Origin of the sequence: Streptomyces sp. SID5464, from assembly GCF_009862985.1 — a bacterium.
GTDB lineage: Bacteria > Actinomycetota > Actinomycetes > Streptomycetales > Streptomycetaceae > Streptomyces > Streptomyces chartreusis_D.
The window spans coordinates 27,567-43,358 of sequence record NZ_WWIQ01000005.1 but is presented as its reverse complement, the minus strand read 5'-3'; the positions used below and the strand labels follow the sequence as shown (position 1 = coordinate 43,358).

Genomic DNA, 15,792 nt, shown 5'->3' with positions numbered 1-15,792 from the left:
GTCGGGGGTCACCGGGTCGCATCCCTTAGGGGCCTTGGTACTACTGCTCTTCATGGACCTCGACCCCGGCCTTGCCGCGCTCCGCCCGCTCGGCGGCTACTTCGTGCTGCGCACGGGAGAAGCGGCGGCGGGGCCTCTTCCCACTCTCGCACAGGCCTACGCCGCCGCGTCACCGGATGTGTACGGAAATCCCCTGATTTTCCGAGTCGACAAGGTCGCGAACGCCCTGCGCGCGCCGGAGTTGCGTGTCGCGGCGTCCGTGGCCCACCTGGGACTGGCGGCCCGCCTCTGGTCCGTGGCGCTCGGCTGCGCCGCCCTCTACGGCCGTGTCCCCGACCTCGACGCCCGGCTGCTGCACTGGGACGCCGACGCCGCCGCCCCCGACGACCTGTGGCTGCCGGACGTACGACCGCTCCTTGGGGACGCGTCGGCCGTCGCGGACGCCGTCCTGCACGGCCACCTCGAACCCCTCTCGGCGGCCCTGCGCGCCCACTACCGCCTCGCCCCGGGCCTGCTGCGGGGCAACGCCGCCTCCGCGCTGGCGGGCTCCGCCCGGGAACTCGACCGCTGGGCCCGGCGGCACGGCCGTACGGACACCGCCGCCCGGGCCCGTTCCCTGGCCGCGGAACTCCTCGCGCACCCCCTGCTGACCGGCGCCGGAACCCTCACCGGCACCGCCTTCCGGCGCCGCAGCTGCTGCCTGTACTACCGCGTGCCCGGCGGGGGCCTGTGTGGTGACTGTTGCTTCACACGGCCGCCTCGCTCTTCCCCGCGCGCCCCATCTGGGTGACCATGAAAGGGAACGGCCGCTGAGAGCAGGGAGTTGCGGGTGCGCGTCGGACTGCTGACCCGGGAGTACCCGCCGGATGTGTACGGCGGCGCAGGTGTCCACGTGGAGTTCCTGGCCCGGGAGCTCAGACCACTGGTCGACCTGGACGTGCACTGCTGGGGCGAGGGCCGCGCGGACGGCGTGCTGCGCCACCGCCCCTGGTCCACGCTCGACGGCGCCAACGACGCGCTGCGGACCTTCTCCGTCGACCTGGCCATGACCGCCGCCCTCGAAGGCCGCGAGCTGGTCCACACCCACACCTGGTACGCCAACCTCGGCGGCCACCTCGCCAAGATGCTCTACGGCATCCCGCACGTGATGACCGCCCACTCCCTGGAGCCGCTGCGCCCCTGGAAGGCCGAGCAGCTCGGCGGCGGCTACGAGCTGTCGAGCTGGGCCGAGCGCACCGCGATCGAGGCCGCCGACGCGGTGGTCGCCGTGTCGGGTGCCATGCGCGAGGACATCCTCGGCTGCTACCCCGCCCTGGACCCGGAGAAGGTCCACGTCGTGCACAACGGCATCGACACGAGCCTGTACCGGCCCGACCACGGCACGGACGCCCTGGACCGCGTCGGCCTCGACCGCTCCCGTCCGTACGTGCTGTTCGTCGGCCGCATCACCCGCCAGAAGGGCGTGCCCCACCTGCTGCGCGCGGTGCGGGACATCGACCCGGCCGCGCAGGTCGTGCTGTGCGCGGGCGCGCCGGACACGCCGGAGATCGACCAGGAGTTCCGCGAGCTGTTCGGGGAGCTGAGCCGGGTCCGCGACGGCGTGTTCTGGATTCCGAGGATGCTGCCGCGCCCGGAGGTGATCCAGCTCCTCACGCACGCCGCCCTGTTCGTCTGCCCCTCGGTGTACGAGCCGCTCGGCATCGTGAACCTGGAGGCGATGGCCTGCGGCACGCCCGTGGTGGCCTCGGCGGTCGGCGGCATCCCCGAGGTCGTGGACGACGGCAGGACGGGCCTGCTCGTCCCGGCCGGCGACGGCTTCGAGGCGGGACTCGCCCGGGCCATCGACTGCGTACTGGGCGACCCGGAGGCCGCCCGGCGGATGGGCGAGGCCGGGCGGGAACGCGCGGTCGGCGAGTTCGGCTGGGACGCGGTGGCCCGCCGCACGGTCCGGCTCTACGAGGAGATCCTGAAACAGGCTTAGTACGCGCTGCTCAGGGGCAGGCATCGGGAAATCGGCGTGAGGGGAGCGGCCATGCGTCGTGGTGGTCCTTCGGTCCTGGGAATCGTGCTGGCGGGCGGAGAGGGCAAGCGTCTGATGCCCCTGACCGCGGACCGGGCGAAACCCGCGGTGACCTTCGGCGGTACGTACCGCCTGGTCGACTTCGTCCTGTCCAACCTGGTGAACGCCGATGTCCTGCGCATCTGCGTCCTGACGCAGTACAAGTCGCACTCGCTGGACCGGCACATCACCACCACCTGGCGGATGTCCAGCCTGCTCGGCAACTACGTCACCCCCGTGCCCGCCCAGCAGCGCCTCGGCCCCCGCTGGTACCTGGGCAGCGCCGACGCGATCCTCCAGTCGCTGAACCTGATCTACGACGAGCGCCCCGAGTACGTGGCCGTCTTCGGTGCCGACCACGTCTACCGCATGGACCCCCGCCAGATGCTCGCCCAGCACATCGACAGCGGAGCGGGCGTCACGGTGGCCGGGATCCGGGTGCCGCGCGGCGAGTCCTCGGCGTTCGGTGTGATCACGCCGGGTTCGGACGGCCAGACGGTGGAGCGCTTCCTGGAGAAGCCGACGGAGCCGCCCGGCCTGGCGGACGATCCCGAGATGGTCTTCGCCTCCATGGGCAACTACATCTTCACCACGAAGGCCCTCATCGAGGCGCTCCAGCGGGACTCGGAGGACGAGCACTCCGTGCACGACATGGGCGGCTCGATCCTGCCCCAGCTCACCGACCGGGGCGAGGCCGCGCTGTACGACTTCAGCGCCAACCACGTGCCCGGCGAGACCACCCGCGACCAGGGCTACTGGCGGGACGTCGGCACGCTGGACGCCTACTACGAAGCACACATGGACCTGATCGCCGAGCGCCCGGCCTTCAACCTGTACAACCGCAGCTGGCCCATCTACACGCACTCGTACCAGCTCTCGCCGGCCCGCTTCAACGCCGGGGGCATCGCCAGCGAGTCCATCATCAGCGCCGGCTGTCTCATCCGCGGGCAGGTCACGCGGTCCGTGCTGTCGCCGGGCGTGGTGGTCGACCCGGGGGCCGTCGTGCAGGGGTCGGTGCTGCACGACAACGTGCACATCGGCCGGGGCGCGGTGGTGCGCGGCGCCGTGCTGGACAAGAACGTCGAGGTGCCGCCGGGCGCGACGATCGGCGTCAACCCGGAGCGCGACGCGGAGCTGTACACGGTGTCCAAGGGCGGCGTCATCGCCCTCGGAAAGGGACAGCTGGTCACCTGAGTGACGCCTCCCGGGTGACTCTCACGGGGTGCCCGGCGCCGCAACCTGTGCTGGACTGACCGCACATGCACCATAAGTCCCGCCCCTCTCATCGGGACGGGACTTAATGTGCTGTTAACTGTACGTAGCCTGATCGTACTTGACCGTAATCGGCTGGGGGCGATTGACTGCTGGCCCACCTGTCGTCGACGCGAGGCAAGCCCTTGACTGCTGACCTGCTCGCTCCTCTCGACCTGGCGTTCTGGAACATCGAGTCCGCGGACCACCCGATGCACCTCGGCGCGCTCGGGATCTTCTCCGCGCACTCACCCGCCGCCGGCGCCCACGCGGCCGACCTGCTCGCGGCCCGCGCCGCCGGCGTGCCCGGACTGCGGATGCGGATCCGCGACGTGTGGCAGCCGCTGCCCTCCGCGCTGCGCCGGCCCCTCGCCTTCGGCGGCGCGGCCCGCGAACCCGACCCGGACTTCGACGCCCTGAACCACGTGCGGCTGCACGCCCCGACCGCCGACTTCCACACGGTCGCGGGCCGGCTCATGGGACGTCCGCTGAGGCGAGGCCGGCCGCCGTGGGAGGCCCATGTGCTGCCCGGCGAGGACGGGGTCTCGTTCGCGGTGCTGTTCAAGTTCCACCACGCCCTGGCCGACGGGCTGCGGGCGCTGACACTCGCCGCGGGCGTCATGGACCCGATCGACATGCCCGCGCCCCGGCCCCGCCCGGCCGAGCCCCCGCGCGGCCTGCTGCCGGACGTGCGCGAGCTGCCCGGGAGGCTGCGCGGCGCGCTGTCCGACGTGGGCCGGGCCCTGGACATCGGCGCCTCCGTCGCCCGCTCCTCCCTCGACGTGCGCTCCACGCCCGCCCTCACCTGTGAGCCGAGCGGCACCCGCCGCACCGCCGGCGTGCTGCTCGACCTCGACGACGTGCACCGCGTCCGCAAGACCGTCGGCGGCACCGTCAACGACGTCCTGATCGCGGTCGTCGCGGGCGCGCTGCGCCGCTGGCTCGACGAGCGCGGCGACGGCAGCGAGGACGTCGCGCCCCGCGCCCTGATCCCCGTCTCCAAGCGGCGCCCGCGTACCGCGTACCCGCAGGGCAACCGGCTCTCCGGCTACCTGATACGGCTTCCGGTGGACGACCCGGATCCGCTGGCCCGCCTCGCCTCGGTCCGCACCGCCATGGACCGCAACAAGGACGCCGGCCCCAACCGGGGCGCGGGCGCCGTCGCCCTGCTCGCCGACCACGTCCCGGCCCTGGCCCACCGGCTGGGCGGGCCCCTGGTCGGCCAGGCGGCCCGGCTCTGGTTCGACATCCTGGTCACCAGCGTGCCCCTGCCCAGCCTCGGCCTGAGGCTCGGCGGCAACCCGCTCACCGCCGTCTTCCCGTTCGCCCCGCTGGCCCCCGGCCACTCCGTGGCGGTGGCGGTCTCGACGTACCGGGGGAGCGTCCACTACGGGCTCGTCGCCGACGGAAGGGCCGTGCCGGACCTCGGCCGGCTCGCGGCGGCCGTCTCCGCGGAGGTGCGCACTCTGATCACCGCCTGCCGGTCCTGAACCGGACGGTTTGGCGGTGCGGCCCGCCGCTCCGTAAAATTCGCCGTTCGAAAGCGGGCGCGACCGGCGCGCCGCCACGGCAGAGCAGGGAACGACAGCGGCGATGACGGTGACAGAGGACGGCCCGCAGGCCATGGACGAGGCGAGCGGGCTCTCGTACGGACCCGGCATCGACCCGGAGCGGCTGGCCGTCTGCCTCAGCGTGCTCGAGGAACTCGACAAGCTGGAGGTCGACCACCCGGACGCCATCGCCGTGCGCCGGGCCACCGCGGGCATCTACCGCACGGTCAAGCAGCGCCGCCGCCAGGAGCGCCGGGCCGCCAAGACCGCCCACGACAAGGCGGTCACGGAGGCCACGGCGACCGGGTCCGCCCAGCGCATCGACGACGAGACCGAGGGCCTGCTCCCCTCCTCGCGCACCGAGGAGGGCAGGATCGCGGGGATACTCCAGCGCCCGCGCTCCTGCTACACCTGCAAGACCCGCTACGTGGAAGTCGACTACTTCTACCACCAGCTCTGTCCGGACTGCGCCCGCGTGAACCGCGAGAAGCGCGACGTCCGGGCCGACCTCACCGGCAAGCGCGCCCTGCTCACCGGCGGCCGCGCCAAGATCGGCATGTACATCGCGCTCAGGCTGCTGCGCGACGGCGCCCACACCACGGTCACCACCCGCTTCCCCAAGGACGCCATCCGCCGCTTCAAGGCGATGGACGACTCGGCGGACTGGATCCACCGCCTGGAGGTCGTCGGCATCGACCTGCGCGACCCGGCCCAGGCCGTGGCCCTCGCGGAGCAGGTCGCCGAGGCGGGCCCGCTCGACATCCTCGTCAACAACGCCACCCAGACCGTACGCCGCCTGCCGTCCGCCTACGCCGCGCTGGTCGAGGGCGAGAGCGCGCCGCTGCCCGCCGGTGAGCTGCCCGCCCACCACGTCATCGGCGCGTTCAACTCCGGCGCGGTCGACGGCCTGGCCGCGCTGCCCCTCGGCACCAGCGGCCTCGATGCCCAGCAGGTCGCCGACCTCGCCCTGGTCGCGGGCAACGCCAGCGTCGAGCGGCACCTCGACGGCACGGCGATCGACGCGGGCGGGCTGGTCCCCGACGTCGTCGAGTCCAACACCTGGGTGCAGACGATCGAGCAGATCTCCCCGGTGGAGCTGCTGGAGACCCAGCTGTGCAACTACACGGCGCCGTTCATCCTGATCAGTCGGCTCCGTCCGGTCATGGCCGAGGCCGCGAAGAAGGCGGCGAGCAAACGCGCGTACGTCGTGAACGTCTCGGCGATGGAGGGCGTGTTCGGCCGCGGCTACAAGGGTGCGGGGCATCCGAACACGAACGCCGCCAAGGCCGCGATGAACATGGTGACGCGGACCAGTGCCCAGGAGATGTTCGAGACCGACGGGATTCTGATGACCTCGGTCGACACCGGGTGGATCACGGACGAGCGGCCGCACTACGACAAGCTGCGGCTGGCCGAGGCCGGGTTCCACGCGCCGCTGGACCTGGTCGACGGGGCGGCTCGGGTCTACGACCCGATCGTGCGGGGTGAGGCGGGGGAGGACCTGTACGGGGTGTTCTTGAAGGATTACGCGCCGGGGAAGTGGTAGCGCTCTACCCGCACCGCCTCTGACGGCCCGTCAGTCAACAGTCCCGAGGTGGTGGGAGTTGGCAGCCGCCAGCAGTTCCAGCACCGTGCGCCAGTCCTCCAGGACCCCGGCGTCGAAGCCGGCCGTGCGGCCCTCCTCGGTCGCCTGGCGCAGGGCGAGGAGGTCGTCGTCGGCCGGGACGTCCGGGCACGGGCAGTGGCGTACGAGGTGGGAGACCCGGTCGCCGAGCAGGGCACGCACCGCGTCGGCCGCGTGGTCCGCGCGCCCGGCCGGGTCGCCGGGCCACAGCAGCCCGCCGACGGGCTGCACCAGGCCCGCCACTTGCAGCTCCTTGTCGGCCGGGCGGCCCCGGCGCAGCAGCGCGGCCGTCCGCAGCGCGTGATCGTGCAGGTCGACCGGCGGGCGGTCGCGGTCCGGGGCGGCCCTGGTGCCCCGGCAGGCGTACAACAGATCCATCAGCTCCTCGACGCTGCGCAGCTCCATGCGTCAGTCCTCCTGCGAGACAGCCGTTGCCGTACGGCAGCAGACCATGGGGAGCTTTCGACTCGGCCAACGGCATTTGAACTGCGCAACCGTCTGGAAACCGCCGGTGCGGACCTACCCCGTTCGGGTGATCCGCAAAACGTCCTTCCATGGGCAAACCGGTGCGTAAACCCGAGTTGAACACGGGATGACGCGCGATCGTTACCGCTTGTTTTCAGCCCCATCGAGCGGGGGGCCGCTCATTTGGTTAATCTGGGGCGGACGGGCAGCAGGACGGGACCCACACCCACGGTCCGTCATGGGACAAGCCGGTACACCACGGCCTGCGCTCCCGCGAGTTACCGGCGCCACCGCGTCCGAACTGCATTTGGCATCAGACCCGAGCGGGCGTCAGGCGCAGAGCAGGACGGCGCACACGTCCCGAGGGTGACCGACACATAAGGAGTGCGCGGTGACACCGGAGAAGACGAATCGCGAGCAACGCCCCAAGGAACGCACCGAGCGCAAGGGCCGCCGGTCCGACGAGCTCGGCAGCCTGGACGTGTGGGCCCGGTCGGCCCCGATCCGCCTCGCGGGCTACGAGGAGGACCTCGCCGAGCCCCACATCCTGCCCAGCGTCGACTGACCGGGCGCAGCCCCCCCGCCGCGTTCGCCGAGCGCATGGGCGTGTCAGACTCGCACCCATGCTGATCAGGGAAGCAGTGGCTGACGACTGGCCGCGCATCTGGCCGTTCTGGCACCGCATCGTCGCCGCGGGCGAGACGTACGCATGGGACCCGGGAACCTCCGAGGACGAGGCCCGGGTCCTGTGGATGAATCCGGCGAAACGCGTCTACGTCGTCGAGGACGACAGCGGCGTCGTCGTCGCCTCCGCTTACCTCACCCCGAACTACGGGGGCCCCGCCGCCCGCATCGCCAACGCCGGCTTCATGGTCGACCCGGACCAGGGCGGCCGGGGCTACGGCCGTGCCCTCGCCGAACACCTCCTGACCCAGGCCAGGGCCGCCGGCTACCGGGGCATGGTGTTCAACGCCGTCGTCGAGACCAACCCGGCCGTGACGCTGTGGACCTCCCTCGGCTTCACGATCCTCGGTACGGTCCCCGATGCGTTCGAGCACCCCCGGCACGGCCTGGTGGGGCTGCACATCATGTACCGGGCGCTCTAGCGCACCAGGACATCGGAGGGTTCCATGGCCGGCTTTCGGGTGAGGCCCCTGGACGCGGGCAGCTGGCCGGACTTCGCCGGTCTGGTCGAGCGGCACAACGGCGTGTGGGGCGGCTGCTGGTGCATGGCCTTCCACCCCGAGGGGCTGAGCCGCACCAAGAACCCCGAGGAGAACCGCGCCCGGAAGGAGAGCCGGGTCCGCGAGGGCGGCGCGCACGCCGCCCTCGTCTACCACGGCCAGGCCTGCGTCGGCTGGTGCCAGTTCGGGTCGGCGCCCGAACTGCCCCGCATCAAACACCGGCGTGCCTACGAGAAGGACCTCGACGCCCTTCCGGACTGGCGGATCACCTGCTTCTTCGTCGACCGCGCCCACCGCCGCCGGGGCGTGGCCGCCGCCGCACTCGACGGAGCCCTCCAGGAGATCGCACGCCTCGGCGGCGGAACCGTGGAGGGCTATCCCGAGGACGCCGAGGGCCGGTCGGTCTCCGCCTCGTTCCTCTACACCGGCACGGTGGCGCTGTTCGAGAGCCACGGCTTCGAGCGGAACCGGCGCCTCGGCAAGCACCACTGGGTGGTCGGCAGGAAGGTCGCCAGGGCGGACGTCAGGGACGGACGTACGGCCGCGTCATGATCTCCATGTTGTGGCCGTCCGGGTCGGCGAAGTACGCGCCCCGGCCGCCGAAGAGGTCGTTGACCCGGCCCGGCTCGGTGTGGCTCGGGTCGGCGTAGTACGTGACCCCCAGCGCCTCCAGCCGGGTGATCATGGTGTCGAACTGCTCCTCGGGCACGAGGAACGCGTAGTGCTGCGGCTGGATCGGCTCGTCGGTCTTCTCGTAGTAGTCGAGCGTCACGCCGTTGCCCAGGTCGACGGGGAGGAACGGCCCGAAGGGCGCGCCCACCGTCAGGCCCAGGACCACCGCCAGGAACTCCGCCGACAGGCGGCGGTCCGAGGCGAAGACGGCGGTGTGGTCGAGCTGGGCGACGGTGGCCGGCGGTTCGGGTGCGTGCGGTGCGTGGGACATGGATGTGAAACGTCTCCGGATCTCGGGGCCTTGGTGAAGCGCCGCAGTGGCGCGAGGGGATGAGGAAACACGGAGACGGGAGGCGGGGCTCGTGCCCTCTCCGGCTCTCGGCGGGGCCCGCGCGGGGACGCCCCCGCCGCGCTCACACCGAGGCCGGGCGCCTCACTCGTGCATGGCCTACGGCCGACCCGGCAGTCACCCGGCCGACTCTAGTTCATCGGTGCCGTACGCCGCCACGGATTACGTTCCTGCAACTGCTCGGCCACTTCCAGCAGTTGGTACTCCGTGCCGGGGCGTCCCACCAGCTGTACGGCACAGGGCGCGCCGGAGGGGAGAGTTCCGCAGGGGACCGACATCGCGGGCCAGCCGGTCAGGTTCCACGGGGGCGTCAGGGGCGAGTAGTTCGTGTTCGCCAGGACGTTGCTCAGCCAGCCCCGCTCGTGCCAGGGCCCGGCCTTCGGGGAGCGGCGGGCGAGCGCGGGGGTGAGCAGCACGTCGTACTCGGCGAAGAACGGCTCCAGCCGCCGGCGCAGCTGCTCCCTTGCGGCCCCGGAGCGTGCCCTGTCCAGGAAGGGCCGGCCGAGTCTCGCGTGCACCCGGGTGCGCCGGGTCAGCAGCTGCGCGTCGAGGTGCCGGGCGTCCGCGGCGGTGCCGGCCGTCCAGTGGACCAGTGAGGTCATGGCGAGCGACATCGGGTAGGGCGGGTCGGCGCGCCGGACCTGGTGGCCCGCCCTCATCAGCACCCCGGCCGCCTCCCGGGTGGCCGCCGTGTACGGCCGGCTGACGGTGACGCCGGCCAGCGGACTGCGCAGCGACACGGCGACCCTGAGGGGGCCGGGCTCGGCGCGGAGGGCGGGCCCGTCACCCGCGAGCACCGAGAGCATCAGGCGGGCGTCCTCGACGGTCGTGGCGAGCGGCCCGTTCTCCGACATGCCGAACCAGTCGCTGCCCCCGGGACCCGTCGGGACCACTCCGCGTCCCGGCTTGATGGTGACGAGGCCGCAGTTGGCGGCCGGTATGCGCAGGGAACCCATGCCGTCGTTGCCGAGGGCGATCGGCACCATCCCGGCGGCGACCGCGGCGGCGCTGCCGCCCGACGAACCGCCCGCCGAGCGCGTCGGGTCCCAGGGGTTGCGGGCGGTGCCCAGCACGCCGTCCGTCGTGCCGAACACACACAGCTCGGGCACGTTCGTCAGCCCCACGACCACCGCGCCCGCCGCCCGCAGCCGGGCCACCGTCACATGGTCCTCAGCGGCCGGGGTGTCCGGTGTCGCGGCCGAGCCGACGCGGGTGGACTCGCCGCGCACGGCGAGATTGTCCTTGACGGCCACGGGCACCCCGGCCAGGGGCAGCCCGGCGAAGTCGCCGCGTGCGGCCACCTCGTCGGCCTCGGCGAGCGCCGCCTCGGCGCGCACGGTGCGGAACGCCCCGACACGGCCGTCGAGCCGCTCGATCCGCGCGAGGTGCTCGGCGGCCACCTCGCGGGGGGTGACCCGCTTCTCGCGTACGGCGGCGGATATCTCGGCGGCGGTGCGGCCGGCCCAGGTGGTCACAGAGGCTCCTCGGCGTGCGGAACGGGCTTACTGGCGAGTACGTAGAGAGAACTGTGCACCGGCCGGGGGCGCACGTCGAGACCGGGAAGGGGGGCGCCGGGGCGGCGGGAGACGCACGTCACATTTCTCGATGTCACATCGGGCCGGGCCGTCGACTCATAGGGGCGTAAGCATCGACAACGACAGAGGAGCCCACCATGAGCGCGCGTCTGGACGTCTTCGCCATCCCGAGCGCCGGCAAGGTCATCAAGCAGTTCATGTCCCTGGGACGGCTGGTCGTGGAGTCACCGCTGCCGGCCGCCACCCGGGAGCTCGTCTCGCTCCGGGTGAGCCAGATCAACGGCTGTGCCGTCTGCATCGACATGCACACCAAGGAGGCCGCGGCGGCGGGTGAGACCTCCGTACGCATCAACCTGGTGGCCGCGTGGCGGGAGGCCACGGTCTACACCGAGGCCGAACGTGCCGCTCTGGAGCTGGCCGAGCAGGCGACCCGTATCGCGGACGGCGCCGGCGGGGTGCCCGACGAGGTGTGGGAGCGGGCCGCCAAGCACTACGACGAGGAGCAGCTCGTCGCCCTGGTGACCCTGATCGCCTTCATGAACACGGCGAACCGGCTGAACGTCGTCCTCCAGCAGCCGGCGGGGGACTACCAGCCCGGCCAGTTCAAGTAGCGGCGGCACATCGGGCCCTGGCCGTTCCTAGGGCCCGAGCTGTGCGCGCAGCCACTCCTCCACCTCGCCCACGTGCGCGGCCGCCGCCGCGCGGGCCGCCTCCGGGTCGTGGGCGGCCAGGGCGCGGTGGATCGCGGCGTGTTCGCGGCGGGTGCGGGCGAAGGCGCCCTCCTCCTGGTAGCCGCGCCAGACACGGGCGCGGAACGTCCGCGACGACAGGCCCTCCAGGATCGCGGCCATGGTCTCGTTGCCCGCGGCCACCGCGATCTCGCGGTGGAAGGCCAGGTCGTGGGCGAGGATCTCCTCCGGATCGTCCGTGGCGTTCATCGCCGCCAGGTGCTTCTCGACCTCGGCCAGCTGGTCCGCGGTGATCCGGGCGGCGGCCAGTGCCGTCGCCGTCGACTCCAGGATCCGCCGGATCTCCAGCAGCTCCACCAGACGCGGGCCGCGCGACAGGTCCGCCACGACGCCGAAGGTCTCCAGCAGGTCGCCGGCCTCCAGTTGCGTGACGTAGATGCCCGACCCGTGCCGGGCCTCCAGCACGCCCAGCACCGTGAGCGCGCGGATCGCCTCCCGCATCGAGCTGCGGGAGATGCCGAGCTGCGCGGCCAGGTCACGTTCGGTCGGCAGCCGCTGGCCCGGTTCCAGCCGGCCCTCGCCGATCATCGCCTTGATCCGCTCGATGGCGCGCTGCGTCACGGTGCCCTTCTGCGGGGCTGTCTCGTCGTCCACGCCATTCCTCCGATCACCGGCTGCGGCGCAGTCTAACCAGCGATGTGGTCGGACCACTATGCGCCGGAAGCGCGAAAAAAGTGGCGTAGCAGGGTGTTCCGGCGGGGGAGTGGTCTGATAAGTATGCGGGCATTCGCTGGAACACCGGTCGATGGGAGGGCCCTCGGATGCCCGGAAGCACAGTGCGCAAGCGCAACAGGTCCCGGATCGTCGGCACGGTGGCCCTGGCCGCCGGCGCCGCCCTCGTGCTCGCCGCGTGCGGCAGTACCAAGGACACCGGCGCCTCCGGTGCCGGCGGCGACGGCACCGGCAAGGTCGGGGTCGTCCTGCCCCTGCTGACCTCGCCGTTCTGGCAGTCGTACAACGACTACGTGCCCAGGATGGCGAAGGCCGAGGGCGTGGACGCGATGAAGACCGTCAACTCCAACAGCGACCCCTCGCAGCAGATCACCGACATCAACAACCAGCTCAACCAGGGCGTCAAGGGCCTGGTCGTCGCCCCGCTGGACAGCGCCGCCATCGAGGCGGGCCTCGACCAGGCCGAGCGCAAGGGCGTGCCGGTCGTCGCCGTGGACGTGGCGCCCGACAAGGGCAAGGTCGCGATGGTGGTCCGGGCGAACAACGTGGCGTACGGCGAGAAGGCCTGCCAGTACCTCGGCGAGCACATCATCTCCGGCAAGGTCGTGCAGATCATGGGCGACCTGGCCTCGGTCAACGGCCGCGACCGCTCCGAGGCGTTCCGCGCCTGCGTGAAGAAGAACTTCCCGAAGCTGAAGGTCCTGGAGATCCCCGCCAAGTGGGAGTCCGACACGGCCGCCTCGAAACTCGACACCCTCCTCAACGCCAACCCCGACCTCAAGGGCATCTACATGCAGGCGGGCGGCGTCTACCTCGCACCCACCCTGCAGACCCTCAAGTCCAAGGGGATGCTGAAGAAGGCCGGGCAGCCGGGCCACATCGCCATCGTCTCCAACGACGGCATCCCGCAGGAGTTCGACGCGATCCGCAAGGGCGAGATCGACGCGACCGTCTCCCAGCCCGCCGACGCCTACGCCAAGTACGGCATGTACTACATCAAGGCGGCGATGGAGGGGAAGACGTTCGAGCCCGGCCCGACCGACCACGACTCGACCATCGTGAAGCTGCCGAGCGGGATCCTGGAGGACCAGTTGCCCGCGCCCCTGGTGACGAAGGACAACGTCGACGACCCCAAGCTCTGGGGCAACACGGTCAAATGAGCACCCCACTGGCTGAAGCACGGGGCGTCGTCAAGCGGTACGGCCCCACCACCGCCCTCGCCGACGGGCACCTCACCGTTCTGCCGGGGGAGTCCCACGCCCTCGTCGGACGCAACGGCGCCGGCAAGTCGACCCTCGTCAGGATCCTCACCGGCCTGGAGGCCCCCGACGAGGGCACCGTCCGCTTCGACGGCGACCTGGCGCCGCCGCTCGCCGACCGCGACGCCTGGCGCCGCAAGGTCGCCTGCGTCTACCAGCACCCAACGGTCGTCCCGGAACTGACCGTCGCCGAGAACCTGTTCATCAACCGGCAGCCGGGTCGGCGCGGGTTCATCAGCTGGCGCCGGCTGAGGACCGAGGCGGCCCGGCTCCTCGACACCTGGGACGTGCGCGTCGACCCCGGCGCCCGCACCGCCGACCTCAAGGTCGAGGACCGGCAGATGGTGGAGATCGCACGGGCCCTCAGCTTCGGCGCCCGCTTCATCATCCTCGACGAACCCACCGCCCAGCTCGACAACCGCGAGATCGAGCGGCTGTTCACGCGCATGCGCGCCCTCCAGGACTCGGGCGTCACCTTCCTGTTCATCTCGCACCACCTCCAGGAGGTGTACGAGGTCTGCCAGACCGTCACGGTCCTGCGCGACGCCCGCTGGATCACCACGGCCCCGGTCGCCGACCTGCCCCGCCAGGCCCTGGTGGAGGCCATGGCGGGGGAGACGATCGCCGAACAGGCCGAGCGGCTGAGCACCGTCGCGGCTCCCGGGCCCGTCCTCCTCGACGTCCACGGCCTCACCTCGCCCGCGTACGAAGACGTGGACCTCACCGTGCGCCGCGGCGAAGTCGTCGGACTCGCCGGATCGAGCGCCAGCGGCAAGATCGAGCTCGCCGAGTCGTTCACCGGACTGCACACCCCCACCGGCGGGACGGCCCGTATCGACGGCGCCCCGCTGCCGTTCGGCGACGTCCAGGCCGCGCTGCAGGCCGGCGTCGGCTTCGTCCCCCGCGACCGGCACGACGAGGGCCTGGTCTTCGGCATGTCCATCGGCGACAACGCCACCCTCGGCGTCCTGGACCGGCTCGGCCGGTTCGGCTTCGTCGGCACCGACCGCAAGCGCGGTGTCGCCACCGCGCTGATCGAACGCCTCGACATCCACGCAGAGGGCCCCGACCAGCCCGTCTCGGACCTGTCCGGCGGCAACGCGCAGAAGGTCGTCATGGCCCGGGCCCTCGCCTCCGACCCACGGCTCCTCGTCCTCGTCAACCCGACCGCGGGCGTCGACGTGAAGTCCAAGGAGTCCCTGCTCGCCCGGGTGGACAGCGCCCGCGAGGACGGCACCGCCGTGCTCGTCGTCTCCGACGAACTCGACGACCTCAGGCGCTGCGACCGGGTCCTCGTCCTCTTCCACGGCCGTGTCGTCGCCGAGCACCCGGTGGGCTGGCGCGACCACGAGCTCATCGCCTCCATCGAAGGAGTGGACCATGGCTGAGACCAAGGCGGCCCCGCCGCTCGCGCCCGCGCGAGCCACCGACCCGCGCGCCGCCAAGGCCGTCCTGCTCCGCCGCGCCCGCGAACTCGCCCTCGTCCCCGCGCTGTTGCTGCTCCTCGTGCTCGGCGCGGTGGTCAACGACTCGTTCCTCACCGAGCGGAACATCGTCTCGATCCTCGGCGCCTCCGCCGCCCTCGCGATGGTCGTGCTCGCCGAGTCCCTCGTGCTCATCACCGGCAAGTTCGACCTGTCCCTGGAATCGGTCGTCGGCATCGCACCCGCCGTGGGCGCCCTGCTCGTCCTGCCCGCCGCCCAGTCCGGCTGGGGCACCGAACTCCCGGCGGCACTCGCGCTACTGGCGATCCTGGTCGCGGGTGCGGCCGTCGGCGCCTTCAACGGCCTCCTCGTCGTGAAGTTCAAGCTCAACGCGTTCATCGTGACGCTCGCGATGCTGATCGTGCTGCGCGGCCTGCTGGTCGGCGCGACCAAGGGCAAGACGCTGTTCGGCATGCCCGACAGCTTCTACTCGCTGGCGACCACCACCTTCCTCACCGTGCCGCTGTCCGTGTGGCTCGCCGCGGTCGCCTTCGCCGTCGCCGGGCTGGTCCTGAAGTACCACCGCGTCGGCCGCGCCCTGTACGCCATCGGCGGCAACGCGGACGCGGCCCGGGCGGCGGGCATCCGCGTGGAGCGCGTCATGCTCGGCGTGTTCGTCGTCGCGGGCGTCCTCGCCGCCGTCGGCGGCATCATGCAGACCGGGTACGTCGGCGCGATCAGCGCCAACCAGGGCCAGAACATGATCTTCACCGTGTTCGCGGCCGCGGTGATCGGCGGCATCGCCCTCGACGGCGGCAAAGGCACCATGTTCGGCGCCCTGACCGGCGTACTCCTGCTGGGCGTCGTGCAGAACCTGCTCACCCTGGCCCAGGTGCCGTCGTTCTGGATCCAGGCCATCTACGGCGGGATCATCCTGGTCGCCCTCATGATCGCCCGGGTCACCACGGGCCGCGCCCAGGACTGACCCGCCGCCTCCGC

16 protein-coding genes are annotated in these 15,792 nt (G+C 71.9%); 12 read left to right on the top strand and 4 right to left on the bottom strand.

The window, feature by feature from the left end; translation table 11 throughout:
* The first annotated feature begins 52 nt into the window (after positions 1 to 52).
* The 5 genes from GTY47_RS05135 (at position 53) to GTY47_RS05115 (ending at position 6,406) form a co-directional block, all read left to right on the top strand.
* Positions 53 to 790, top strand: coding sequence for a (2Fe-2S)-binding protein (locus GTY47_RS05135; RefSeq protein ID WP_010037341.1), 738 nt, complete (start codon positions 53 to 55; stop codon positions 788 to 790).
* A 39-nt stretch (positions 791 to 829) separates the two neighbouring features.
* On the top strand, positions 830 to 1,981 hold the full coding sequence (glgA, locus tag GTY47_RS05130; protein ID WP_010037338.1) for a glycogen synthase: 1,152 nt from the start codon (positions 830 to 832) through the stop codon (positions 1,979 to 1,981).
* Positions 1,982 to 2,032: 51 nt separating this feature from the next.
* Positions 2,033 to 3,253, top strand: a complete 1,221-nt coding sequence (gene glgC, locus GTY47_RS05125; protein WP_029180985.1) for a glucose-1-phosphate adenylyltransferase — start codon at positions 2,033 to 2,035, stop codon at positions 3,251 to 3,253.
* Positions 3,254 to 3,456: 203 nt separating this feature from the next.
* Positions 3,457 to 4,800 carry a wax ester/triacylglycerol synthase family O-acyltransferase gene (locus GTY47_RS05120; protein WP_010037334.1) on the top strand — a complete coding sequence of 448 codons (1,344 nt, stop codon included), beginning with the start codon at positions 3,457 to 3,459 and terminating at the stop codon, positions 4,798 to 4,800.
* A 103-nt stretch (positions 4,801 to 4,903) separates the two neighbouring features.
* Positions 4,904 to 6,406, top strand: a complete 1,503-nt coding sequence (locus tag GTY47_RS05115) for an SDR family NAD(P)-dependent oxidoreductase (RefSeq protein WP_010037333.1) — start codon at positions 4,904 to 4,906, stop codon at positions 6,404 to 6,406.
* Between the two features lie 30 nt (positions 6,407 to 6,436).
* Here GTY47_RS05115 and GTY47_RS05110 read toward each other — a convergent pair whose 3' ends face one another.
* Positions 6,437 to 6,889 carry a hypothetical protein gene (locus GTY47_RS05110; RefSeq protein WP_010037331.1) on the bottom strand — a complete coding sequence of 151 codons (453 nt, stop codon included), beginning with the start codon at positions 6,887 to 6,889 and terminating at the stop codon, positions 6,437 to 6,439.
* 451 nt (positions 6,890 to 7,340) lie between these two features.
* On the opposite strand from GTY47_RS05110, the gene GTY47_RS40130 reads away from it, so the two are divergent.
* The 3 genes from GTY47_RS40130 to GTY47_RS05100 are packed head-to-tail and all read left to right on the top strand — an operon-like array spanning position 7,341 to position 8,685.
* On the top strand, positions 7,341 to 7,514 hold the full coding sequence (locus GTY47_RS40130; RefSeq protein WP_010037330.1) for a hypothetical protein: 174 nt from the start codon (positions 7,341 to 7,343) through the stop codon (positions 7,512 to 7,514).
* Between the two features lie 58 nt (positions 7,515 to 7,572).
* Positions 7,573 to 8,055, top strand: coding sequence for a GNAT family N-acetyltransferase (locus GTY47_RS05105; protein WP_010037328.1), 483 nt, complete (start codon positions 7,573 to 7,575; stop codon positions 8,053 to 8,055).
* 24 nt (positions 8,056 to 8,079) lie between these two features.
* Complete coding sequence (locus tag GTY47_RS05100; protein WP_010037326.1) at positions 8,080 to 8,685, top strand: GNAT family N-acetyltransferase; 606 nt, start codon at positions 8,080 to 8,082, stop codon at positions 8,683 to 8,685.
* Here GTY47_RS05100 and GTY47_RS05095 read toward each other — a convergent pair.
* Entirely contained in the window at positions 8,657 to 9,076 is a 420-nt protein-coding gene (locus GTY47_RS05095; protein WP_010037321.1) for a VOC family protein, read from the bottom strand. The two genes, GTY47_RS05100 and GTY47_RS05095, sit on opposite strands and share 29 nt — an antisense overlap.
* Before the next feature lie 209 nt (positions 9,077 to 9,285).
* The gene (locus tag GTY47_RS05090) at positions 9,286 to 10,629 is read right to left on the bottom strand and encodes an amidase (RefSeq protein ID WP_010037319.1); all 1,344 of its coding nucleotides are present in this window, start codon (positions 10,627 to 10,629) and stop codon (positions 9,286 to 9,288) included.
* Positions 10,630 to 10,826: 197 nt separating this feature from the next.
* Between GTY47_RS05090 and GTY47_RS05085 the strand changes: the two genes are divergently transcribed.
* Positions 10,827 to 11,300: a carboxymuconolactone decarboxylase family protein gene (locus GTY47_RS05085; RefSeq protein ID WP_010037317.1), complete on the top strand. Its 474-nt coding sequence runs from the start codon at positions 10,827 to 10,829 to the stop codon at positions 11,298 to 11,300.
* A gap of 27 nt (positions 11,301 to 11,327) precedes the next feature.
* Here the strand turns inward: GTY47_RS05085 and GTY47_RS05080 are convergent, their stop codons facing one another.
* Positions 11,328 to 12,032 (bottom strand): FadR/GntR family transcriptional regulator, encoded by a 705-nt coding sequence (locus GTY47_RS05080; RefSeq protein ID WP_010037316.1) that lies wholly within the window; start codon positions 12,030 to 12,032, stop codon positions 11,328 to 11,330.
* A 167-nt stretch (positions 12,033 to 12,199) separates the two neighbouring features.
* Here GTY47_RS05080 and GTY47_RS05075 point away from each other — a divergent pair, with 167 nt between their 5' ends.
* Genes GTY47_RS05075 through GTY47_RS05065 form a run of 3 tightly spaced genes read left to right on the top strand, consistent with a single transcriptional unit; the run spans position 12,200 to position 15,778 of the window.
* A complete protein-coding gene (locus GTY47_RS05075; protein WP_029180984.1) occupies positions 12,200 to 13,270 on the top strand; it encodes a sugar ABC transporter substrate-binding protein in 1,071 nt (356 codons plus the stop codon).
* Positions 13,267 to 14,757 carry a sugar ABC transporter ATP-binding protein gene (locus GTY47_RS05070; protein WP_010037310.1) on the top strand — a complete coding sequence of 497 codons (1,491 nt, stop codon included), beginning with the start codon at positions 13,267 to 13,269 and terminating at the stop codon, positions 14,755 to 14,757. Before GTY47_RS05075 ends, GTY47_RS05070 begins: the two co-directional genes overlap by 4 nt.
* Positions 14,750 to 15,778, top strand: coding sequence for an ABC transporter permease (locus GTY47_RS05065; RefSeq protein ID WP_010037305.1), 1,029 nt, complete (start codon positions 14,750 to 14,752; stop codon positions 15,776 to 15,778). Before GTY47_RS05070 ends, GTY47_RS05065 begins: the two co-directional genes overlap by 8 nt.
* Positions 15,779 to 15,792 lie beyond the last annotated feature (14 nt).